The sequence below is a fragment of the Sphingobacterium sp. 18053 genome, assembly GCF_902706145.1.
Taxonomy (GTDB): domain Bacteria; phylum Bacteroidota; class Bacteroidia; order Sphingobacteriales; family Sphingobacteriaceae; genus Sphingobacterium; species Sphingobacterium paramultivorum.
In genome coordinates this window covers 659,103-681,667 of sequence record NZ_CACSJW010000002.1, presented here as the reverse complement: position 1 = coordinate 681,667, position 22,565 = coordinate 659,103, and the positions used below count along the sequence as shown (strand labels likewise).

The window sequence follows — 22,565 nt, the reverse complement described above, 5'->3', positions numbered from 1 at the left end:
GATAATCAACTCGACCTATATAAACCTATTAGCGTATTAAGAAAATGACAGAATTGACTCGTTACCTCATAAAATCAACAGTTGACCAGAAAGGGATCGTAAAAGCATGGGAGGAGCAGGTTGCAATTCCAACATACGAGATTGGGACGATGGAGAAGAATCCCATATTTGCCGAAAAGCGCGTATACCAAGGTAGCTCAGGGGTAGTATATCCTTATCCGATAATAGAGAAAATTAGCGATCAGAAGCGAAACAAGATATATCAAGCGCTATTTCTTGAAAATGAATATATCAAGGTGATGATTCTTCCAGCTTTAGGTGGACGGGTTCATATGGCTTATGATAAAGTTAGAGAACGACATTTCGTTTACTATAATGAAGTTATCAAGCCCGCTTTGGTTGGGCTCACTGGTCCTTGGATTTCCGGAGGGATTGAATTTAATTGGCCCCAGCATCATCGACCGACTACTTTTATGCCAACAGAGCATTTAATCGAACACAACAGCGATGGAAGTATTACGGTTTGGTGCAACGAAATCGAGCGTATGTTTCGGATGAAGGCCATGCAGGGATTTACTTTGCATCCCGACAAAGCGTATCTGGAAATCAAGGTTCAGGTGTATAATCGGACAGCATTGCCACAAACTTTTCTGTGGTGGGCCAATCCGGCTGTTGTTGTGAATGACGACTATTATTCCGTGTTCCCTCCCGATGTCAATGCCGTTTTTGATCATGGAAAGCGAGAGGTTTCTTCTTTCCCGATTGCTACGGGGACCTATTACAAGTACGATTACTCGGCAGGTGTTGATATTGCGCAATACAGGAATATTCCTGTTCCGACATCCTATATGGCCATTCAATCGAAATACAACTTCGTTGGCGGCTATGAGGCCGGTGCTACCAATGCGGGGATGTTACATGTGGCCGACCATCACATTTCACCGGGGAAAAAACAGTGGACCTGGGGAAATGGTGACTTTGGTGTCGCTTGGGATAGAAACCTGACAGATGAAAATGGACCATATATTGAATTGATGGCTGGTGTATATACAGATAATCAGCCTGATTTTGCTTGGTTACAACCCTACGAAGTGAAATCTTGGTCTCAGTATTTTATGCCTTACGCAGAAGTCGGACAGGTGAAAAATGCAACAAAAGATGCGGTGCTCAATATGGAGGTTAGGGAGCAGACTGCTCACATTGTCCTGTATACAACAGGGACGTATGAAAGTATACGTGTTTTGTTACGTAATACGGCCGGTACAATCTATTTGGACGAACAAGTGACTTGTTCTCCTCGGAATATTTATACCCAAAGTGTTGCTGGATTGGACAGTGTACCAACCGAACTCATATTGACTGTGTATGATAAAAATAACCATGAAATATTGGTCTACCAGCAAGAACAGCTGAAGGATGCCGAAGATATACCCAAACCAGCACAGGCAGCATTGCTGCCTGAAGACATTTGTTCTATCGAAGAATTGTTTTTGACAGGACAGCATCTGGAGCAGTACCGACATGCAACTTATAATCCATTGGATTATTATAAGGAGGCTCTGCGACGTGAACCGAACGACATCAGATGTAATAATGCAATGGGCGCTTTTTTGTTGCGGAACGGTAAGATAGAGGAGTCCATTCCTTATTTTGAGACCGCGATCGCTCGCGCTACCGAGCGTAATCCCAATCCTTATGATGGAGAACCTTATTACAACCTTGGTGTAGCTCTGCAATTATCTGGGGATCTGAATGGAGCTTATGCAGCTTTCTACAAAGCAACATGGAATGCCGCATGGAAGGATTCTGGCTATTTTGGTTTGGCACAAATTGATGCGAAGAGAGGCGATTGGAAAGCTGCTTTGGAAAAAATAGATCACTCATTGAGCAGAAACTGGTATCACCATAAAGGAAGACAGCTGAAGGCCTCTATTTTAAGAAAACTCGGAGCAAAAGATGCCGCTTTAGCATGTATTCAAGAATCAATGGAATTGGATCCGTTTAATATGGGCTGTCGATTCGAATGGTACCTGTTAACACAAGAAGAATCGATATTTTCTCCTATTCTCGATTTAGCGCGCGTTAATATTCATAGTGTGATAGAGTATGCATTGGATTTTGCTCATGCCGGTCTGTATGAAGAAGCATCTTTACTCCTTGAAAAAACCATTGACGACGTAACCTTAGTTTACCCACTGGTATATTATACACTAGGTTATTTCGCAACTCATTTGGGCTTGCATGACAAGGCAAAAACTTATTGTGACCAAGCCGTCGTTATGGATCCGACTTATTGTTTTCCAAATCGTTTGGAAGAGATTGCAATTCTCCGACATGCCATAGTTTTAAATAGTGCTGACGCAAAGGCCTCGTATTATTTGGGCAATCTTTGGTATGGTAAAAGACAGCATCAGGATGCTGTTGACTGTTGGGAGCATGCGATCCAACTGGATGGACAGTTTCCTACCGTTTATCGTAATTTGGCCCTAGCTTATTATAATCGGATAGACAAGAAGAAAGAAGCTGTACCCCTATTGGAGAGCGCATTTTCATTGGATGAAACTGATGCACGTTTACTCATGGAGCTCCATCAGCTCTACAAGAAGGAGGGACGCTCTTACAAAGAAAGGTTGGCGTTACTCGATCGATATCCGGATTTGGTGAAGCTTAGGGATGATCTATTCTTGGAGCGCATCACCCTGTTTAATCTCTTGGGCGAATACGAGAGCGCGAAAACGTTGCTTGCTTCCCGGCAGTTTAAGCCCTGGGAAGGAGGAGAAGGTAAGGTCTCTCGTCAATACACCATATGTCAGCTGGAATTGGCCAAAAAATCGATACTGCAAAATGAACTGCAGCAGGCGCTTTCCTTACTAAAGGCGATTGATTATTATCCACATAACCTTGGTGAAGGTAAGCTGATTACAATGGAAGAAAACGATATTCACTATTATAAGGGACTTGTCCATCGTTTATTAGGTATGGACGAAGAAGCTAAGGTTTATTTCTATAAAGCAACAGAAGGTGCTGATGAACCCCAGCAGGCCCTTTTCTATAATGATCCACAACCAGATAAGATATTTTATCAAGGTTTAGCCTGGCATGAGCTTGGTGATCCGGTGCGAGCTGAACAACGTTTTCAATGTTTAATAGATCATGGAAAGTTATTTATTGACAAGACCTTTAAAATAGATTACTTTGCAGTTTCCTTGCCTGATATGGATATTTGGGAGGAAGATCTGGATCATAAGAATATGATACATTGTCTGTATGTCATGGGATTGGGGTATTTGGGGAATGGAGATCGTACTTTGGCAATGGATTATTTGGCACAAGTGCAGCAGTTGGATCCCAATCACCAAGGGAGCCAGGCTATTATATATTCTTTCTTAGGTGAAACTTCTTTAAAGAATTAATTTCAGTATGTATCGCTATATCATTGTATTCGTCGTTCTATTTCAAAGTTATACGGTCTGGGCAGATGGAGTAAATCGTCTTGATCTTGCAGGCGAGTGGAAAGTTCGGCTTGATCCCGAAGATGTCGGTATCGAGCATGGTTGGGCTGGTAAATCGTTCGAAACATCGATTAAATTACCAGGAACAACAGATGATGCGGGTTTAGGAACCGTAAATACGTTGACACCTGCTCTTGCCAAACCTCAGCTTTCGCATCTTACGCGAGCACATCGTTATGTGGGGGCCGCATGGTATACACGGGAACTTTCAATCCCAGCAGGTTGGGCAGGTAAGGAGATGATCTTAACCCTCGAGCGTGTTCTTTGGGAGTCTATGGTTTGGATCGATGGGATAGCAGTAGTACAAAAGCAACGTAGCCTTGTCAGTCCGCATGAGTTTGACTTAAGTTCACTACTGAAAACAGGAAAGAAACATCGGTTGACAATCCGCGTAGATAACAGGAAGAAGCTCCCGATCAGTGTTGATGATATGGCGCATGCTTATACCGATCACACCCAAATTATTTGGAATGGCATTCTTGGAAAGATTGCTATTCAGGCCTACGATGCGGTGCGTCTGAAGTCTGTGTATGCGAGCCCTAATCTAGCGAAAAAGGAAATCAATCTGCAGATCAATCTCCGTAATAAACTTGCAAAGGCCGTTGTCGGTAAACTGAAAATAAAGGTAAAAGACAAAATGGGTTCCCTACCACCAGTTGAAAGAACCATTCAGCTGTCGCCAAGGGATTCAGCGATCAACCTAAACTACCTTCTTGGTGACAAACTGAAACTTTGGAGCGAATTTTCGCCGCATTTGTACGACATCAGTCTGGAATTGAAAACCGCAGATGCCGTATCAACATTGAGTACCTCAATAGGTATGCGTGAGCTCTCTACGGATGGGACCATGCTAAAAGTCAATGGTGAGCCTTTATTTTTGAGGGGAACATTGGAGTGCAGTATCTTCCCGTTAACGGGACATCCGCCGATGGATAAGGCCGGTTGGAGAAAAGTCTTTGTGACAGCACGCGAATGGGGGTTAAATCATCTGAGGTTTCATTCATGGTGTCCTCCTGAGGCGGCCTTTGCTGTTGCCGACGAATTGGGATTCTATCTTCAAATTGAGTTGCCAATCTGGGAGAATAATCTTGGTAAAGATGAGGGAGTGATGAATTTTCTCTATGAAGAGGCCGATCGAATAATGCAGACTTATGGAAATCATCCGTCCTTTTGTTTTTGGAGTATGGGTAATGAGTTGAGTGGTGATTTCAATGCGCTGAATGATCTGGTAAAATACGTAAAGGAAAAAGACAAACGGCATCTTTATACGGCAACTTCTTTTACATTCCAGCAAGGGCATGGTGTGAAGGAAGAACCCTATGATGATTATCTGATTACCCAGTGGACAGCCAAGGGCTGGGTGCGGGGACAAGGTGTATTTAATAGCGAAGCACCTACATTCAATAAAAACTACAGCAATTCTTTGGAAGGAATTTCGATTCCGGTCGTGACGCACGAAATTGGACAATATGCTGTCTATCCCAATCTCGCCGAAATCAAAAAATATAAAGGTGTTTTAAAACCATTAAACTTCATTTCTGTTGCAGAAGATCTAAAACAAAAAGGATTATTACATAAGGCCAGTGCATATACGATGTCCTCGGGGAAATTGGCAGCTATTCTGTACAAAGAGGAGATGGAAAGAGCGTTGAAGACACCGGGTATCAGCGGTTATCAGCTCCTTGATCTTCACGATTTCCCTGGTCAAGGAACGGCGTTGGTGGGCTTATTAGATGCTTTTTGGGACAGCAAACATATTCTCTCAGCGGCCGAATTTCGACAATTTAGCGCTCCAGTAGTGCCTTTACTCCAGTTTGCGAAAGCGGTATATACCAACGATGAAACGTTCGAAGCTTCTATAGATGTGAGTAATTATGGACAGGAGATTTTGAAGAATCAGGGGATTAGTTGGTTCCTGAAAGATGCGGGAAAAATAGTCGCACAAGGACATTTTCAGTCAACCATTGGAAAGGGACATCAAGGCAATGTGGGGCATGTAGAAATACCATTACAAACAATTGGACAGGCGAAGAAATTGACGATTCAACTTAAACTTGAGGGTACTTCATACGAAAATCATTGGAATATTTGGGTGTATCCTCAAAAGGTAGCCGTTGATTTTGGGGAAGTTAGCTATACGCGCGAATTGGAGGAAGCAATGCACTTGCTGAAAGAAGGGAAAAAGGTACTTTTAAATCCCGATTGGAAGAAAATAAACGGTATTGAAGGGAAGTTCGTTCCTGTTTTTTGGAGCCCGGTACATTTTCCAAAACAGGCAGGTACAATGGGCTTGCTTTGTGACCCTAAACACCCTGTATTTGCCGATTTCCCGACAGATAATCATACGGATTGGCAATGGTGGGATCTCCAAATTAAATCGACTACGATGATTACGGATCAGGTCAAAGGCGGAAATGCAGTTGTAGAGCTCATTGATAACTTTGCCAATAATAGAAGATTAGCATCTCTTTTTGAAGGAACGGCAGGATCAGGCAAGCTGATGATCGCTACGTTTGATCTGGAGGCGGATCTAACCAATAGGCCCGTTGCAAGACAGCTGTTGAGCTCCATCTTAACGTATATGAACAGTACAAAGTTTAGGCCTAAAGTGATCGAAAATCCAGCAATTCTATCGCAGGTATTGCGCTACAAAGAAGCGCAAGAAAAATCCGAACCCAAAGCGATCTATTAGTTAGAAGATCGCTTTGGAAAAATTTAATATGCTTGATTTTTTAAAATAAAGATGTTGAAATAATTGTTAACTTGGCCTTGTAATCTAATTGTTACCTGTGAAAAGCACAAAGACCAATAAACTGAAGATTGGGCGCTTTAGTTATGAGAAAAGAAAACGATGAAGCCAATTTGATCCAGGCGCTCTCTATAGGAAAGCAGGCTGTTTTACCAAAACTTTACGAACGATATGCAGACCGCATTTTCGATGTATCTTTCCACCTGTTGAAAGATACAGGCTGGAGCGAGGATGTCGTGCAGGAAGTTTTCGTGAAACTGTGGACCAATAGAGAAAGTATAAAACAGGATGTGGATCTCTGGCCCTTTCTCTATGTATTGACTAAAAGAGAGTGTTTCAATAAACTAAGAAGTATTAAACGTTCTCATTCGGCCTTTGAGCTTCTATATTACCATATTGAACATCATTCGGATAGCGCCGACGGTTTAATAGAACGAAAGGAACTTGCTGGTGAAATAGAAAATTATCTTGCTCTACTTCCTGAACAACAAAAACTTGTTTTTACATTAAGCCGAATCGAAGGAATACCTCACAATCAAATTGCAGAGGAACTAAATCTTTCTAAGAACACTGTAAAAAACCATCTTGCCAGAGCATCGAAACATTTAAAACAAGTCCGTTCTGGACGAAATCCGCTATTATCCCTATTTTTTTATTTTTTCTGAAAAAGGATCTCATTTATTGATGTATCTATATTAAGTGCCTGTTTACATTTTTTATGGCAAGGCTTAAGATCTATTTAGAAATTATTATGGCCATAGGTGATTTCGGCTTGATCTAAAATTTTTTAAAAAAATATTTTTCAGTGTAGTCCTTTTCTGTTTTTGCGGTGTACTGTCTAAAATCAATACTTAGAAAGTACGAACCAATTTGACCATGCAAGAAGAAAGACTACGCTATTTGCTAACCCATTATTTTAGAAATACAATCTCTCGTTCGGAACTGAAAGAGATGCTCGATCAATTAGATCAGCTGGAAGAAGCTGAATTCTCCGATCTTTTTGAACGTATGGGCGAAAGAATTCCTGAACGCTCGGAGCTGTTTAACAGGGATCAGGTTTTAAATCAGATCTCAAGTCGAATAGGGGAACATCATGAAGAGATAGGAGATGAAAGAAAATCAAAGCTACGCTACATCAAATGGGGGGCGATTGCAGCTGCAATTGTTGTTTTTTGTTTTTCAATTTTGTTTCTGGTCCAGCAAAACGCGAAGGAAATAACGTCTCAACAAGCCATCTCGCCAAGGGAAATCGCCTTGCCGGAAAACGGTGCGCCTATACTTAAACTTTCAAATGGTGATCAATATTCAATTTCAGAAGAGCATCCTGAAACCTTGGATAAAAACGATCTGAGCATCGTTAAAGCAACAGATGGTACAGTAGTGTATCAAATTAGAAATAATGGCAAAGGCAAGTCTGAGATGAGAACTTTCCTTAGTCCAAAAGGTAGTGCATTAACCGTGAGGCTGATTGATGGCACACAAGTTCAACTAAACTCGGGCGCTAGCTTGACCTATCCGACACATTTTGATGATCACATCCGAACGGTATCCTTGGATGGTGAAGCCTATTTTGATGTCACTCATGACAGTAGCAAGCCTTTTATTGTTCAGACGAAACAAACCCAAATTAAAGTGTTGGGCACGCAATTCAATATCGCCTCCGATCTCAGTAAAACTAAAATCCTGACTACTTTAATCAAAGGTAAGGTTGCTGTAGCTGCAGGGCGTAATCAGCAGATTTTAACCCCAGGAATGCAGGCGCAGACTAATCTGCATACGAAACAAATTGTGGTACAGGAAGCCGACTTAAAAGAGGTTCTCGCATGGCGGGATGGCTTCTTTCGCTTTACCGAAGATAATATTGAGACTGTCTTGCAAAAAGTGGGTGAATGGTATGATATCAAGGAAGTCAAGGTGAATTCATCGTCCAGCGATAAATTTACGGGGATGATAAAGAGGACCAAAAAGCTCTCGGATTTATTGCGGCAGCTGGAAAAAATATCCAATTATAAATTTAAAATTCAGGATGGGAGGGTCCTTGTTATGTAATAATGAGACCTTGAGCTAAAAGTAATCGGAAGTGCTCGCAACACTCCCGATCGTAGTTTAGCAATTAAATAAACCTAATTGAGTTATAAACCATTTAACACCAAACCTATACAAATGTATAAAAGGAATAGCAAAAGTTGCTTTTTTACACAAAAATTCTTTGTAAAAGCATTTATCAGGATGAAAGTATGCATACTAATCCTCATCATCTCCATGGTGCATGTTCATGCATCTAGCTTTGGTCAACAAGTGACATTGGATATAAAAAATGGACGTTTGGTGGACGTCCTGGATGAGATTCAAAAACAAACGGGGTACGAGTTTTTGTACAATAACAGTTTGATTAATAAACAGAAAAGAGTGACCATTAAAGCAAATCACAAAAACTTTAAAGAGGTCCTGCAAGAGTTTCTATCGGAAAGAAATCTGACCTACGAATTGAATCTGAACACGGTATTGATTATGGCCAAAGCGGCTTCTCTGCCAGTTTCTCCCAGCACCGCGGTGATCTTGCAGCGACGTAAAATAAGAGGGGTTGTGTCGGATGTTAAGGGGATGCCATTGGAAAGTGTCACTGTTTCGGTTAAGGGGACAAATATTGGAACGAAGACCGATGCGCAGGGACAATTTGCCTTGGAAATTGAAGATCAGCATAAGGTGCTGCAGTTTTCGCTGGTAGGATTTCAGTCTTCTGAGCGTAATATTAGTACGTCAAATCAGCTGAATGTCACTTTGGAGCCTGCTGTAAGCGATTTGGAGGAAGCCGTTGTGGTTGCTTATGGAAAACAACGTAAAATCAGTGTGGTGGGCGCAATTAGTAGTGTTTCTCCACAGCAATTGAAAACCCCGGTCGCAAAACTTAGTAGCTCATTGGCGGGACAGATGGCTGGGGTTGTCACGGTGCAAGGCTCGGGAGAGCCGGGCTCCGCAACTTCGTTCTGGATACGGGGGGTCAGTAGTTTTGCTGGAAGTAATAGCCCATTGATTTTAGTCGATGGTATCGAACGTCCGATGGATTTAGTTGATCCTGAGGATGTAGAGTCTTTTTCAGTTTTGAAAGATGCAACAGCCACAGCGGTGTACGGTGTAAGGGGAGCGAATGGCATTGTGATCATTACAACAAAAAGAGGAAAGAAAAGTGCCAAACCAACAATTAATGCTCGTGTCGAACGGGGGATGTTGGAGCCGACACGACTGCCGAAATTGGCCAATGCTACGCAATGGTTAGATTATTATAATGATATCAACTTTGAAGCCTCTGGTAAAGTACCATTAACGCAGGAAGAAATAAATAAGTACGTGAATAAAGTGGATCCGGATGTGTATCCTAATGTGGATTGGATGCAAGAAATATTTAAGAAAAGAACGTCGAATGAACGTTTGAATGTGAATGTGACCGGAGGTGGAGATTTTATCAAATATTATGTGTCGGGTTCTTACATGAAAGAGAATGGCATCTTTCAGCCTCGTAAAACATCAAACTATGATCCTTCGGTGAACTTTGACAGGATCAATTTCCGATCTAATGTAGATATCAAGCTTTCTCCTTCAACTGAGGTAAACCTAAATCTCTCCAATCAATTTGAAACAAAGAACCGTCTGGGACTAGATTTGGGAACGATGTACGAGACTATCTTGCATACGACACCAGTGGCAATTCCAACGCAATTTTCTAATGGTGCCTATACAATGAGTCCATATTATTTTCTGAATACAACAGGATACTCAAAGGATTTTTGGAATAATGCGCAATCGCTGGTTGGCGTAACGCAAGATTTCTCAGAGTTGATCACACCTGGATTAAGAGCAAATGTCAAATTCTCTTGGGATGCTAAAAATTCGACTTCTTTGGACAGACGTAAAAATCCTATCACTTATTATGTGGATAAGACGAATGCCCGGGATAGTGATGGAAATTTGATTTTGAAAGATAATGGCGCTGGAAGCGATTATTTCACATTAAAGGATTGGCATTCTGGCGAGCGGGCAATCAACTTTGAAAGCTCACTAATGTACGACAGATTGTTTGCGGAGAAGCATCGTTTCGGGGGGCTATTTTTATTCTCTATGCGTGAGCGCACGAATAATTTTCCGGAGAACAATTATATAGCTGCGTTACCTTATCGAAATACCGGAATTGCTTCCCGTCTGACTTATTCGTATAAGGATCGCTATTTTATCGAAGGCAACTTTGGTTATAACGGTTCAGAAAACTTTGCCCCTAAGAAGCGTTTTGGATTCTTTCCGTCCTTGGCGATGGGTTATGTGCTAAGTAATGAGCCATTCTTTGAGTCCTTATTACCCGTGATTAGCTTCTTGAAGATCCGCGGATCCATCGGTAAGATTGGTAGCGATAAAATTGATGGAAAACGTCGGTTTGCTTATAACTCGGAGATGGAAGACCGTGGAGGATATTCATTTGGTATAGGGGGGCAAAAACCATTGACTGGAATTGCCACAGGTTATCCCGGAAATCCATTGGTAGCCTGGGAGAGTGCATTGAAACGAAATATTGGTTTAGAATTGACGCTATTTAATAAATTGACCATTCAGACGGATTATTTCGCTGAGAAGCGCGATGGGATTTATATCCCACAGGAGAGTGTGCCTTCTGTTGTTGGGGTAAATGTGAAACCTTTAGTAAATATTGGTCAAATGGAGAATAGGGGTATAGAAGGATCATTGGAATTTAATCACCATCAGGGAGATTTCGGCCTTCAGATTCGTGGGAATATCACCTATAATCGTAATAAAAAGTTATTTGATGATAAACCTGTTCCTGTGTGGGCTTACCAATCGGATATCGGACAACGCTGGGGACAGCAGCGGGGCTTGATAGCGCTGGGCTTATTCCAGTCCGAAGAGGAAATAGCACACAGTCCGGTACAGAAATACGGAGATGGTCCGCACCCGGGAGATCTCAAGTATCGAGACATTAATGGAGATGGACAGATAACCGAGCAGGACAAGGTCGCTATAGGTGATACTGATATGCCACAGTTGACCTATGGATTTGGAACGAGTGTATCCTGGAGAGGATTTGATATTGCCGCATTTTTTCATGGTGTGGGTGAGATTACGCGAATTATTGCCGGAGGGCCCTTGTATGGGCAGACAGGCAATATCTGGAATGCAGGACAAATTTATTTCGATGTCGCAGATCATCGTTGGAGCGCTGATAACCCAAACCCGGACGCTATTTATCCGCGTATGTCTCTCAATATTGCCAATAATTCTCAGGCATCTACATGGTGGCAGCGCGATATGAGCTTTATCCGTTTAAAAAATCTGGAGTTTGGTTATACACTACCTAAACGTTGGATAGAAAAATGGAAAATGTCAACAATGCGTTTTTATGCCCAAGGAGTCAATGTTTTTACGTTCAGTAAATTCAAATTATGGGATCCAGAATTGGAAACGGTCTCGGGAAGTGGTTATCCGCAAATGCGCGTATTTAATATTGGTCTAAGTGTGATATTCTAAACGAAAAAACGATGAAAAAATATATTTACCTCTTGACTTGTCTTTTAGTACCGGTTTTCTTTGGGGCATGCAGTAAGTATTTGGATGTGGATTTGGCAAACCAGAAGACCCTTGATGAAACCTTTCAGAAGCGTACAACAACCGAACGGTATCTCGCGCAAGTATATGGTTACTTGCCCATTGAACATGATCTATTTAATAGTGAGGGGGGGAATGTGCCGCTTAGCGATGAAGCGCTGTTCTCCTGGGTAGCATGGGTACCTTGGCTCAACTTCACAAATGGAGGTTGGGGGGTGACAACAGATGATTATGCGACATGGGTACATAATTATCAAGGCATTAACCAGGCGGCCATTTTTATCAATAATGTTGATAAAAACGTAGAGCTCAATGAATCTACTAAAAGTACGATGAAGGCGGAAGCCAGGTTTTTACGTGCTTATTTTTATTACCTATTGTTAAAACGCTACGGGCCTGTATTTGTTTGGGGTGATCGTGCTGCAGACGATAAGATCGATGCTAAGACAGTGGATCGCATGTCCTTGGAAGCCAACGTTAATTTTATACTCTCGGAATTTGATAAAGCAACTGCTGTATTACCTAAGGAGATTACCGATCAGGCCTGGTATGGTCGCTTGACCAAAGGTGCAGTAATGGCCGCTAAATCAGAGTTATTGTTGTACATGGCACGACCGTTATTTAATGGAGCGAAATTATATGTGGGTTTGAAGAATAGAAATGGTGAATTCCTGTTTCCTCAAACTGTTGATCCTACTAAATGGGAGCTAGCTGCCCAAGCGGCTAAAGATCTCATTAATCTAAATTTATATACCCTGTATCAGGATAATAAAGAGACGAACAACTTTCGTCGTGCGATAAAATCATATATGGGTATTTATTTTGAAAAGTGGAATTCGGAAATTATTTGGGGCCGCTGGTCAGACGATGGCTTTAATTATAATGTTCGTACCGCGCCGCCGCGAGTCGTTACGATGGGCTGGGGTGGATATGCTCCTTCATTGAAATTGGTCGATTCTTATCCAATGGCGAGCTCTGGACGTTATCCAATTACGGGCTACAATAGCAATGGCCAACCTATTATTGATGAAAAATCTGGTTACCAAGAAACTGGATTTACAGATAACTATGTGCATCCATTGGACAATTTTGCTGCCTTTAAAGCACATAACAGTTGTGTGGGACGTGATGCACGTTTTTATGCATCTATTCTGGCGAATGGAATGTACTGGATTAATAGGTTGCATGGCGACAAAAAGGTGACGTTTTTCGATGGAGGAACATCGACCTATACCAAAACTGGCGACTGTGTAAAATCGGGATATCTCTGGCGGAGGATGAGTGACCCAACAAACGATATAGAATCTGGAAACTGGGGACAGTTTGCCTGGCCTTTTTATCGCTTGGCAGAGATATACCTCAATTATGCTGAAGCATGTAATGAAAAGCCAAACCGAAATGAAACTGAGGCCTTGAAATATGTTAATCTCGTTCGCCAACGCAGCGGATTGAATAAATTGGAGGAGGCTTATCCTGAAGTCTTGGGAAATAAAGAATTGCTTCGAGGACTTCTTCGTAAAGAGCGCATGGTAGAAATGGCTTTTGAAGGACATCGCTATCCGGATTTAAGAACATGGATGATTGCAGAACAGGAAATGAATGAACCTTATTACACACGCAATGTTGCAGCGACAACCTATGAGACTTCATGGGAACGCACAAAAGATGTCTTCCCTGGCAAACGGGTATTTCAAGCAAAACACTATTTCTTTCCGATACATCAGCAGCAACTGAGTGAGATGGTCAACATGACGCAAAACTATGGATGGTAGTACTTATTTACTAATACAGAAAATGATGAGAAATTGTATTTCCTATTGTATTTTCCTACTGACATTGGTTTTGATGAATGGATGTCAAAAGGATGATCGAATGAATAATATGGTCGATGACACCATTTATTTCAGAGACTTTAAAGAGAATAAAATAACGGTATTTGACTGGGGAAAGTTTGATTATAATGTAACTGTTGTGAAGGCTGGAATTGGACAGCAGGAAGCAAAGGTCAACTTTAAGATTGACGAAGCTTATCTAGCGGCATATAATGCGCAAGAGGGTACAAACTATAAGTTGCTCCCCCCAGATTGCTATAAAATCGACAATACCGCTTTAGAATTTTCAAAAAAAGACTATTTACATGATATAGCAATTGTTTTTGATAGCGAACGTATAAAAGCGTTGCAGGGAAAGTATAAGGAGTTGTATGTGCTTCCCTGTCGTATTGAAGCTGAAGGATTGCATGCGCTGAAACCTGAAATGGCAACTACATTGCTCATCCCCAACGTTAAAGATCCTTTTTTGGAGTTCACATCGCCAGGACTGCAGCTGGATCAAATCAAATTAAGCCCCACTAGTGCTGAACAAGTTATAGGAGAAGCTACATTGGTGACAAACTATCCTAATCAATGGAATCTTGACTACGAAATTGAAGTAGATCCCATGATTTTGGATGATTACAATGGGACGGTATCAGATGATAAGAAGTTGAAATTACTGCCGAAAGCGGCTTATCAGCTTTTGCCTGCACCTTATAAAATTGCTGAGAAGGAGAATAAAGCGAGTTTCTCATACACCATTCAAAAAAAGGGACTTATTGATGGATCAACCAATTTATTCGGAGAATATGCTTTGCCTTTACGGATTAAGTCTGTTTCAAAAAATAGTATTAACCCCGTTGCTTCGACAATATTAGTTCCTGTTTCATTTCAGCCGCCGGATATTCCACGTAGTGGCTGGAAGGTCATCGCTGCTTCTTCCGAATGGATTGGCGGTGGTGAAAAGGAAAATATACTGGACGGAAACCCAGATACTTTCTGGCATAACATATGGATGGGCGGAGAACCACCGTTGCCACATTACGTGATTATAGATTTTGGCAAAGAATATAATGTGATGATGATTGAATTGACAAGGCGACTTTGGAATAATGATTTAAAAGTTGTTGAGTTTTCGGCTAGTAATGATAATAAAACATATGTTCCATTAGGAAAGATTGATTTTGGAACAAATAGTCCCAAATCAACGTTGGCCGTTAATGTTCCGACAACAAAAGCCCGTTATTTAAAATGTACAGTAACAGCAAGTAATCGTCCTCCTTCATCCGCTATAGCAGAAGTATATGTTAAAGGACTATAAAATGCATCCGAGATTAGACATAATACAACTTCAAGTATAGTCTAGCTTGCAATCTGGTAGAGCTGAAAGTCACTCCATTTTCCGGAGTGACTTTTTTACTTTTTTAATATTTGTTCTTATTTGATACTTTTGCGCTGAATTAGGTGATGCTGAATGGCCTAAGCCGGAAGTTTCGACTTCCCTAGTATATTTATTTGTCAAGCAGCTATCCTTTATACCGAGCTATATTACTACATTATAATGAATAACTTTTTAGAACTCAATAAGCATAAATTCTTCTTAGCATTCAAGATATTATCGTTAAGTTTTACCGTACTCTTTGTTATCCTTCCCATGGCAATTTCTATTGCGAATGGAGATTATCCTACCTGGACTCTTTTCATCAGCGTTTTTCTGTTAGGGTCCGTTATATTCCCTCTTTTCTTAGTCGGAATGACTTACTTGACCTGGCTGAATAAAATATGGGTTAAGAAGAAAGCACTTAATATACAGCCATTCGATGAATTGGATCGGATAGGATTTGCTACAGCCTATATTAATGAAAAATCGAAATGGAATTTTACCGAAGAAATCAAAGAGATTGTAATTGATGGTTATCGAATACAGTTCAATGTAATCATGGGATTTCCGAGTAATATTGAATTTAGGGCTTTAGTTAAGCATCCAAAAGTAGAAAGAGAACGCTTTATGGCTTTCGTGGCAAGTTCCAAGCAGGATAGAATATATTTAGACATTGATTCATTAATTAAAGTTTACTCGCCTAAAAAGGTAGACAATTTGACGATCGAACAATTAAAAGCTGAACTGATACAATTTGCACAGGTAATGCGGCTTGAAAATTTTGAACCTTTAGATAGGAAGTAAAACAACTAAGCTGTATGCTTTTGACTACGCTGGTAATAGATTTCTATTGATTTTTTTGAGAGGCAATATGCTTATCAAAGGCATTAAAAAGGTGTAGGCTTTAAATAGAAAAAGCGACTCTTTTGAAGTCGCTTTTTGTAGCCCGTAGGGGAATCGAACCCCTGTTTCAAGAATGAAAATCTTGCGTCCTAACCCCTAGACGAACGGGCCATATCGTTTTCGATGATGCAAATATAGAAGCTTTTTCAAAAAGCGCAAAAAAAAAGTGCTGTTTGGATGCTAATTCATTGAAATTGAGAAAAATTATTTTTTTAAAGGACCTATTCTACAGCGTAGGCGAGCATATATTCATTAAACTTCTCGTAATATACATCATAAATATGTTTATTTTGATCGCTGTCGAGTTCAAGTTTTAATATGCCTTGTGTTTGGTATTCGAATGGTTGTATGGTCATGTTGTTCAAGAAGGAGACCCCCGCATTGCCTTGAAGTTTATAAATCGCTTCTTTGGCGCACCAGCAAGCATAAAGCTGCTCATATCGGCTCTCATCTTGGGCGATGAATGCAAGCTCCGCAGGTTTTAGGAACTTATGTTGGATGCGCTCTACTTTTGTTTTGATGATTTCCATGTCGATACCAACTTCACCTTTTGTACTGATCATAGCTGCTGCATAATCAAATGAGTGTGAAAGTGATATTTTTTGGGGAAAATTAGCGAGATAAGGCTTGCCATTTGCATCCGAAGGACATTCGATATAACGGGATGTGTTCAATAGGGTTCGCAGGAGAACACGTGTGGCAAGCCAATGTAACCGTCTTTTCCCTTTATTGAAGGACCCTAATTTTGCTTTTTCACGTTCATCCAATTGAAGTTTCGACAGTAAATCGTCGTCCGATTCCTCAATTCGCCAAATTGCAAATTTGGTTTGATTATCAATTTCACGTAGATACACTAGACTCATACCCAAATTTAAAAAACAAATCCCAGATTTTTGTTTGGAAAAATGAAGTAAAATTAGTGGGAGAACTGTATTTTTGAATTTGTATAGCATTGCCTGACGCTTTTGCTATTTTGATACACATGATTTTATCTGATAAAAGAATTCTCGAAGAGATTGAAAATGGCAGTATTGTCATTCAACCATTTGATCGTAAATGTTTGGGAACAAATTCCTACGATGTGCATTTGGGGAAATATTTGGCAACGTATGCAGACCGTGTCCTTGATGCCAAGAAACACAATGAAATTCAGCATTTTGAAATCCCGGAAGAAGGGTTTGTATTGGAACCCAATACCCTTTATTTAGGCGTTACGCAAGAGTATACCGAAACGCATAAGCATGTTCCTTTTTTAGAAGGCAAATCGAGTACTGGTCGCTTAGGGATAGATATCCATGCAACTGCAGGAAAGGGTGATGTCGGTTTCTGTAATACCTGGACCTTGGAAATTTCGGTTGCCCAACCTGTTCGGGTTTACGCGGGAATGCCTATTGGACAATTGATCTATTTTGCTGTAGAAGGCGATATCGAAACATTTTATAATACCAAAGGTAACGCAAAATACAATGGCAAGACCATCCGCCCGGTGGAATCCATGATGTGGAAGAATAATTTCTGATGCGGAATATGGGATGGATTATTTTAGGGGCTCTATTGATTGTTCTCATCAGTGGAGTACTCTATTATTTTGTTCATCCAATGTTTGGTGGAAGTTTCAAAGGAGCTCGGCTTGAACGTATGAAACAGTCACCAAATTTTAAAAATGGTGTTTTTCATAATCTCGAAGTAACGCCATCGTTGAAAGGCGATGTGAATATGGTCTCTTTGCTGTGGGATTTCCTTTTCAACAAAAATCCCCACTTGAAACCGATCAACGTATTGCCTGCTATGGAATGCGATTTAGCACATCTTCCCGCAGATGACGTTCTGATTTGGTTTGGTCACTCCTCCTACCTGTTGAAGTTAGATGGAAAATTAATATTGGTTGATCCGGTGTTCAGCCCAAATGCTTCTCCTATCCCAGGGAGCAATAAAGCATTTAAGATGTCTGTCGACTATGCGACGATGGTTTTTCCGAAAATTGATTATTTGTTTATCTCTCATGATCATTACGATCATCTGGACTATGAGACTGTTGTGAAATTGAGGGATAAAGTCGGTCGGGTGATTTGTGGTCTTGGCGTGGGGGCGCATTTTGAATCTTGGGGATATAAGTCCGATCAGATCATCGAGGGTGACTGGTACGACCAGATAAAACTGGCGCCCGATTTTCAGGTAACCTTCACACCCGCAAGGCACTTTTCGGGACGAAGATTTACACGGAATAATACCTTGTGGACATCCTTTGTGTTAAAAACTTCCCAGTACACTATTTTCTTGGGTGGAGACAGCGGATATGGTAAGCACTTCAAAAAGATAGGTGACCAGTTCGGTCCATTTGATTTAGCAATCTTGGAAAATGGCCAGTATAACGATGCCTGGCATTATATCCATTCCTTACCTGACGAATGGGCTGCTGAAACGAAGGATCTGAAAGCTCAAGCTATTTTGCCCGTTCATTCTTCTAAGTTCGCGTTGGCTATGCACGACTGGAAAGAGCCAATGGAGAAATTTTACGAGACAGCGAACAAAGAACAGATCACTCTCCTTACGCCAAAAATAGGGGAAATGATCCATTTTAATAGATTAGATACAGTATACGCGCCTTGGTGGCGTGAAGTCAACTAAAGATCTATTTATTTTTTTCCTCAATCCATAAAGACATATATTTTGTGCTCTGCATCGTGTGGTGCAACAATATCTGACTAATAAAGTTTTGTTGGCGGTGCCTGTCAATCTGCACTTTTAACAAAGATAGATTCGTCATAAAGTCGGCCTGATATTTTCGTTTTTCATAACGCTCGTTGATAATACGGATACCATGTTCTTGGGCCGTTTTCCAAAGATCTTCGTTTTCGTAGAGCTCGACAGTCTTTCTGCAGAAAGTTTCGGGATCGTCTTCGATAAAACCATTCCAATCCAAATTACCCTTCATGGCTTCTGCTCCAACTGTCGTGGTGACAGATGGCGTGCCTGTCTGCATAGCGTCGATAAACTTTCCTTTCACACCGGCACCAAATTGAATTGGAGCTACCAGTACACGGTAGTTTTCCATGGTAAGACGAGCAGATTCCGCTCGGCCCTTGATCAGGAAATTCTCCTTAGAGTTGTTTAACTGGAGTACTTTTTGGGTTGCATAGGCTCCATAAATGTGCAATTCTACTTTGGGAAGCATCTTCCGTAATTGGGGCCAGATTTGTGTTTTTAGATATTGAACCGTATGCCAGTTCGGCTCATGGATAAAATTTCCGATAAATAGTAAGTTCTTACGCTCTTCAAAGGGCTTCCATTGATTAATTTCAGTAGAACTGATCTCATGTTCAAGGAAAGGGAGGTAATAGAGGATGTCGGGTGAAATTCGAAATTCTTCAATAAGAATCTTCATTTCGGATTCGGAGATAATCAAGGAGAGGTCACTTCGCAGAATTGAGGCAATTTCCCGTTTAGCGGTATCTGTAAATAACTCTTGAAAGGAGAAATCACCTTTATTTTTGACGGACGCCTGCCTCGCCTGGCGTAAAAAATGCAAGTCTTCCGTGTCGAGTACGCGAAGTGCGTTAGGGCATTGCTGGGCAACGCGCCAACCATATTGCTCCTCCACCATAAAGCGATCAAATACAACAATGTCGGGTTGAAGTTGAATGATAAATTTATCAAAGCTATCGCTATTTAGCACGATTGCTTGCTCATGCACACCCAGTGATTGTAAAGGGGCGCTATAAGGTGATTTAGCCGCCGCTGAGGCAAAAGTAATCTGAGAAAAGCCATTCAAGAATGTGTCAATTAATTGCATCATGCGAAAGCCCGCTGCTGAAGATGTTGGCTCTGGCCACACAAGTCCGATGAACAAAACCTTTTTCTCTTTCATGCAGGAAAATTACTGATTAATGTGAAAAGAATTTACGAAAAATTAACAATTAGTCATTTTCAAACGATTAGCTTTATTTTAGTGTTTATAATATATTTAAAGGTTATTCATCATTAAACGATCATATGGCCAAAACTATTGCTCAACGGATTCGACATTTTTCACCAAAGACCTATTGGAAGGAACTAATAGCTGTTTTGGTTATCTTATTGGCCTTCGTATTTTTTAGAAATGAGCGGAAAGAGCTTGCGGCAATTATTCCGCAGTTGCGCGCGGCTAACCTAACCTGGGTTTCAGTTGGAGTTGGAATTACCATCGTTTATATTGTGCTTCAGGGATTGATGTATGTGCAGAGTTTTAAAGCGATCGGTCTTTCTATTAATCTGAGAATCGCCATTGATCTTTTCCTGAAGAGAAATTTACTCAGTGTGTTTCTCCCAGCGGGTGGGATTAGTTCTTTGGCATATACAACAACGGAGTTGCGGAAAAGAAATTTAAATACGACGCAAATTCACCAAGCAGGGGCGCTGTATGGCTATGTCGGACTACTGACGGTCTTTATGATTGGTGTACCTGTTATATTGTATACGATCTGGCATAATAAAAATTTTGGTGATGCCTGGATCTCATTGGTGGTTTTGGGACTGCTCCTGGCTGTCGTATTTTGGTTCGTTTGGTCTTTTCGAACACACAAAGGCATCTATCGCTGGGTCGAATTAAAGTTTCCTGCTGTAGCCTCTAATATCGATGAAATATTTTCAGGGGAAGTCAAGCTAAAATATTTGTTGGGTACCATGTTAGCGTCCATGGTCGTCGAATGCTGCGGTATTGCCCATGCCTTTGTAAGTATGTATGCTCTTGGTTTGGACCACTCCTTCGAGGCTGCGGCTATTGCCTATACTGTTTCGGTCGTATTGATGATTGTTTCTCCTTTTCTACGGGGCCTTGGGGCTGTAGAGCTGACCATGCTGTATATTTTTAAAGCATACGGTTATTCGCAGGCCGAGGGCTTAGGAATCACGATTCTCTATCGGGCATTCGAATTTTGGCTTCCATTACTCTTGGGGATCCTTGCCTTTGCATGGCGTGGTAAGCAATTGCTGGCACGTATTGGACCAGCGCTGCTTATTTTCTTCTTAGGCGTGGTAAATCTTGTTTCTGTATTGACGCCTCCTTTGGCGGACCGAATGAAACTGGATCGTTTTTATTTACCGCTAGAAGCAATTCATGCTTCTAAATTTATGGTATTGGTTTTGGGCTTAGGACTATTGGTTACTTCAGCCTACTTGATTAAAGGTTTCCGTATTGCGTTCTGGATCGCCGTGGTGTTTAGTGCTTTGTCGCTGTTTGGCCATGTATTTAAAGCGTTAGATTATGAAGAAGCTTCGGCTGCTTTATTGACCTTGATTTTATTGGCAATGAGCTATAAACAATATCGCATCAAGAGTAATATTCGTTGGGTAAGAATTGGGTTTATCACATTTTTTGTTGCTCTGATAGCGATATGCCTGTTTGATGTGTTGAGTTTTTACTTCATTGATAAGCAACATTTCGGGCTAGACTTTACATGGGGACAATCAATATATCATACGGCACGGAGTTTTCTGTTGTTTGCAGATGATGAATTGATGCCACAAACAGCTTTTGGTCAAGAATTTTTGCGCATCACCCAAGTTTTGGGGCTATTTTGTTGGTTCTTATTGATCTACGCACTTGCACGTCCTCGGCTGATTGATGACGAAGATTCGAGTAGCTCCGAAATGGAGCATGCAGAACAATTACTAATTGAGTTTGGACAGTCTCCGATGGACTTCTTTAAATTGGGAAAAGATAAGAGTTTGTTCTTCTCAGAAGTCTCGGAGGGATTTACCGCTTATCGCTTGGCGAATGAATTTGCTATTGTATTGGATGAACCTGTCTGTGAACAGGGAGATAAGGAAGAGCTGGTTCATGAATTTGATCAATACTGTTACGCGAATGGTTTAAAGGCCATTTATTACCGTGTTGATGAAAATAGCTTGGTTCATTTCTCATCCCTTCGTAAACAGAAGATCACCATTGGACAGGAGGCTGTATTAGAATTGGAAACATTCAAGCTAGAAGGAAAAGACCGTAAGTCATTACGTAATGGACTTAATGCAATTCAAAAAAAGGGTTTTACAACAGAAGTGTTGAAAGCACCGCAGGAAAAAGCAATCATAGACCAGTTAAGCTTGATTTCCAATGAATGGTTGAAAGAATTTGACAAAAAGGAAATGGTTTTTTCGCAAGGGATGTTTGATGAAAATGAGCTTATTATGCAAGATATTATTGTATTGAAAAATGAGCAAAATAATATTGTCGCCTTTCTGAATATTATTCCCGATTATGCTAAAGATGAGTGTACTTATGATATGATCCGAAAGTCGCTTGACGCGCCAGGTGGGAGTATGGATGCATTGATTGTTGAGCTTATTACATATGCTAAAGCTAAAAAGTATGTCTATCTAAATTTGGGAATGGTGCCAATGACGGGCTTGGGAGCGACAGATAGTCCCGCTGAAAAGATTATGAAGTTTGCCTCAACACGATTGGGAAACTTTAAACATTACCATAGTCTGCGTGATTTCAAAGAGAAGTATGCGACATTTTGGGAAAATAAATACCTTATATTTGATAACGATTTTGATCTCTTACAACTTCCTGTTGCACTGGTCAAAGTGATGAAACCGAATGAATAGCTTCATGT

13 protein-coding genes and 1 tRNA gene are annotated in these 22,565 nt (G+C 40.9%); 11 read left to right on the top strand and 3 right to left on the bottom strand.

Annotated elements, in window-relative coordinates:
* Positions 1-44 precede the first annotated feature (44 nt).
* From GVK91_RS06735 to GVK91_RS06700, 8 genes are all read left to right on the top strand, one after another.
* Positions 45-3,413 carry a DUF5107 domain-containing protein gene (locus GVK91_RS06735; RefSeq protein WP_159727563.1) on the top strand — a complete coding sequence of 1,123 codons (3,369 nt, stop codon included), beginning with the start codon at positions 45-47 and terminating at the stop codon, positions 3,411-3,413.
* Between the two features lie 7 nt (positions 3,414-3,420).
* Positions 3,421-6,204, top strand: coding sequence for a sugar-binding domain-containing protein (locus GVK91_RS06730; RefSeq protein WP_159727561.1), 2,784 nt, complete (start codon positions 3,421-3,423; stop codon positions 6,202-6,204).
* A gap of 143 nt (positions 6,205-6,347) precedes the next feature.
* Positions 6,348-6,926 (top strand): RNA polymerase sigma factor, encoded by a 579-nt coding sequence (locus GVK91_RS06725; RefSeq protein ID WP_120335201.1) that lies wholly within the window; start codon positions 6,348-6,350, stop codon positions 6,924-6,926.
* Positions 6,927-7,137: 211 nt separating this feature from the next.
* Entirely contained in the window at positions 7,138-8,310 is a 1,173-nt protein-coding gene (locus GVK91_RS06720) for a FecR family protein (protein ID WP_159727559.1), read from the top strand.
* Between the two features lie 180 nt (positions 8,311-8,490).
* Positions 8,491-11,793, top strand: a complete 3,303-nt coding sequence (locus GVK91_RS06715) for a TonB-dependent receptor (protein ID WP_200845541.1) — start codon at positions 8,491-8,493, stop codon at positions 11,791-11,793.
* An 11-nt stretch (positions 11,794-11,804) separates the two neighbouring features.
* On the top strand, positions 11,805-13,643 hold the full coding sequence (locus tag GVK91_RS06710) for a RagB/SusD family nutrient uptake outer membrane protein (protein ID WP_159727557.1): 1,839 nt from the start codon (positions 11,805-11,807) through the stop codon (positions 13,641-13,643).
* Positions 13,644-13,665: 22 nt separating this feature from the next.
* On the top strand, positions 13,666-15,006 hold the full coding sequence (locus tag GVK91_RS06705) for a DUF1735 domain-containing protein (protein WP_159727555.1): 1,341 nt from the start codon (positions 13,666-13,668) through the stop codon (positions 15,004-15,006).
* A 240-nt stretch (positions 15,007-15,246) separates the two neighbouring features.
* Complete coding sequence (locus tag GVK91_RS06700; RefSeq protein ID WP_153844486.1) at positions 15,247-15,870, top strand: hypothetical protein; 624 nt, start codon at positions 15,247-15,249, stop codon at positions 15,868-15,870.
* A 138-nt stretch (positions 15,871-16,008) separates the two neighbouring features.
* On the opposite strand, the gene GVK91_RS06695 is transcribed toward GVK91_RS06700, so the two are convergent.
* Positions 16,009-16,080, bottom strand: a tRNA-Glu gene (locus tag GVK91_RS06695).
* A 110-nt stretch (positions 16,081-16,190) separates the two neighbouring features.
* A complete protein-coding gene (locus tag GVK91_RS06690) occupies positions 16,191-16,832 on the bottom strand; it encodes a 4'-phosphopantetheinyl transferase superfamily protein (RefSeq protein ID WP_153844485.1) in 642 nt (213 codons plus the stop codon).
* A 119-nt stretch (positions 16,833-16,951) separates the two neighbouring features.
* Here GVK91_RS06690 and dcd point away from each other — a divergent pair, with 119 nt between their 5' ends.
* Complete coding sequence (gene dcd / locus GVK91_RS06685) at positions 16,952-17,488, top strand: dCTP deaminase (RefSeq protein ID WP_046673098.1); 537 nt, start codon at positions 16,952-16,954, stop codon at positions 17,486-17,488.
* An 8-nt stretch (positions 17,489-17,496) separates the two neighbouring features.
* Entirely contained in the window at positions 17,497-18,597 is a 1,101-nt protein-coding gene (locus tag GVK91_RS06680; RefSeq protein ID WP_153844484.1) for an MBL fold metallo-hydrolase, read from the top strand.
* 4 nt (positions 18,598-18,601) lie between these two features.
* Here GVK91_RS06680 and GVK91_RS06675 read toward each other — a convergent pair whose 3' ends face one another.
* Positions 18,602-19,837, bottom strand: coding sequence for a glycosyltransferase family 4 protein (locus tag GVK91_RS06675; RefSeq protein ID WP_153844483.1), 1,236 nt, complete (start codon positions 19,835-19,837; stop codon positions 18,602-18,604).
* Positions 19,838-19,962: 125 nt separating this feature from the next.
* Here GVK91_RS06675 and GVK91_RS06670 point away from each other — a divergent pair, with 125 nt between their 5' ends.
* Complete coding sequence (locus tag GVK91_RS06670; RefSeq protein WP_159727553.1) at positions 19,963-22,557, top strand: phosphatidylglycerol lysyltransferase domain-containing protein; 2,595 nt, start codon at positions 19,963-19,965, stop codon at positions 22,555-22,557.
* Positions 22,558-22,565: the final 8 nt, after the last annotated feature.

Coding starts and splice junctions, on each gene's coding strand:
- GVK91_RS06720 (WP_159727559.1), top strand. CDS start 7,138: ATGCAAGAAGAAAGACTACGCTATTTGCTAACCCATTATTTTAGAAAT.
- GVK91_RS06730 (WP_159727561.1), top strand. CDS start 3,421: ATGTATCGCTATATCATTGTATTCGTCGTTCTATTTCAAAGTTATACG.
- GVK91_RS06715 (WP_200845541.1), top strand. CDS start 8,491: ATGAAAGTATGCATACTAATCCTCATCATCTCCATGGTGCATGTTCAT.
- GVK91_RS06705 (WP_159727555.1), top strand. CDS start 13,666: ATGATGAGAAATTGTATTTCCTATTGTATTTTCCTACTGACATTGGTT.
- GVK91_RS06680 (WP_153844484.1), top strand. CDS start 17,497: ATGGGATGGATTATTTTAGGGGCTCTATTGATTGTTCTCATCAGTGGA.
- GVK91_RS06700 (WP_153844486.1), top strand. CDS start 15,247: ATGAATAACTTTTTAGAACTCAATAAGCATAAATTCTTCTTAGCATTC.
- dcd (WP_046673098.1), top strand. CDS start 16,952: ATGATTTTATCTGATAAAAGAATTCTCGAAGAGATTGAAAATGGCAGT.
- GVK91_RS06670 (WP_159727553.1), top strand. CDS start 19,963: ATGGCCAAAACTATTGCTCAACGGATTCGACATTTTTCACCAAAGACC.
- GVK91_RS06675 (WP_153844483.1), bottom strand. CDS start 19,837: ATGAAAGAGAAAAAGGTTTTGTTCATCGGACTTGTGTGGCCAGAGCCA.
- GVK91_RS06690 (WP_153844485.1), bottom strand. CDS start 16,832: ATGAGTCTAGTGTATCTACGTGAAATTGATAATCAAACCAAATTTGCA.
- GVK91_RS06735 (WP_159727563.1), top strand. CDS start 45: ATGACAGAATTGACTCGTTACCTCATAAAATCAACAGTTGACCAGAAA.
- GVK91_RS06725 (WP_120335201.1), top strand. CDS start 6,348: ATGAGAAAAGAAAACGATGAAGCCAATTTGATCCAGGCGCTCTCTATA.
- GVK91_RS06710 (WP_159727557.1), top strand. CDS start 11,805: ATGAAAAAATATATTTACCTCTTGACTTGTCTTTTAGTACCGGTTTTC.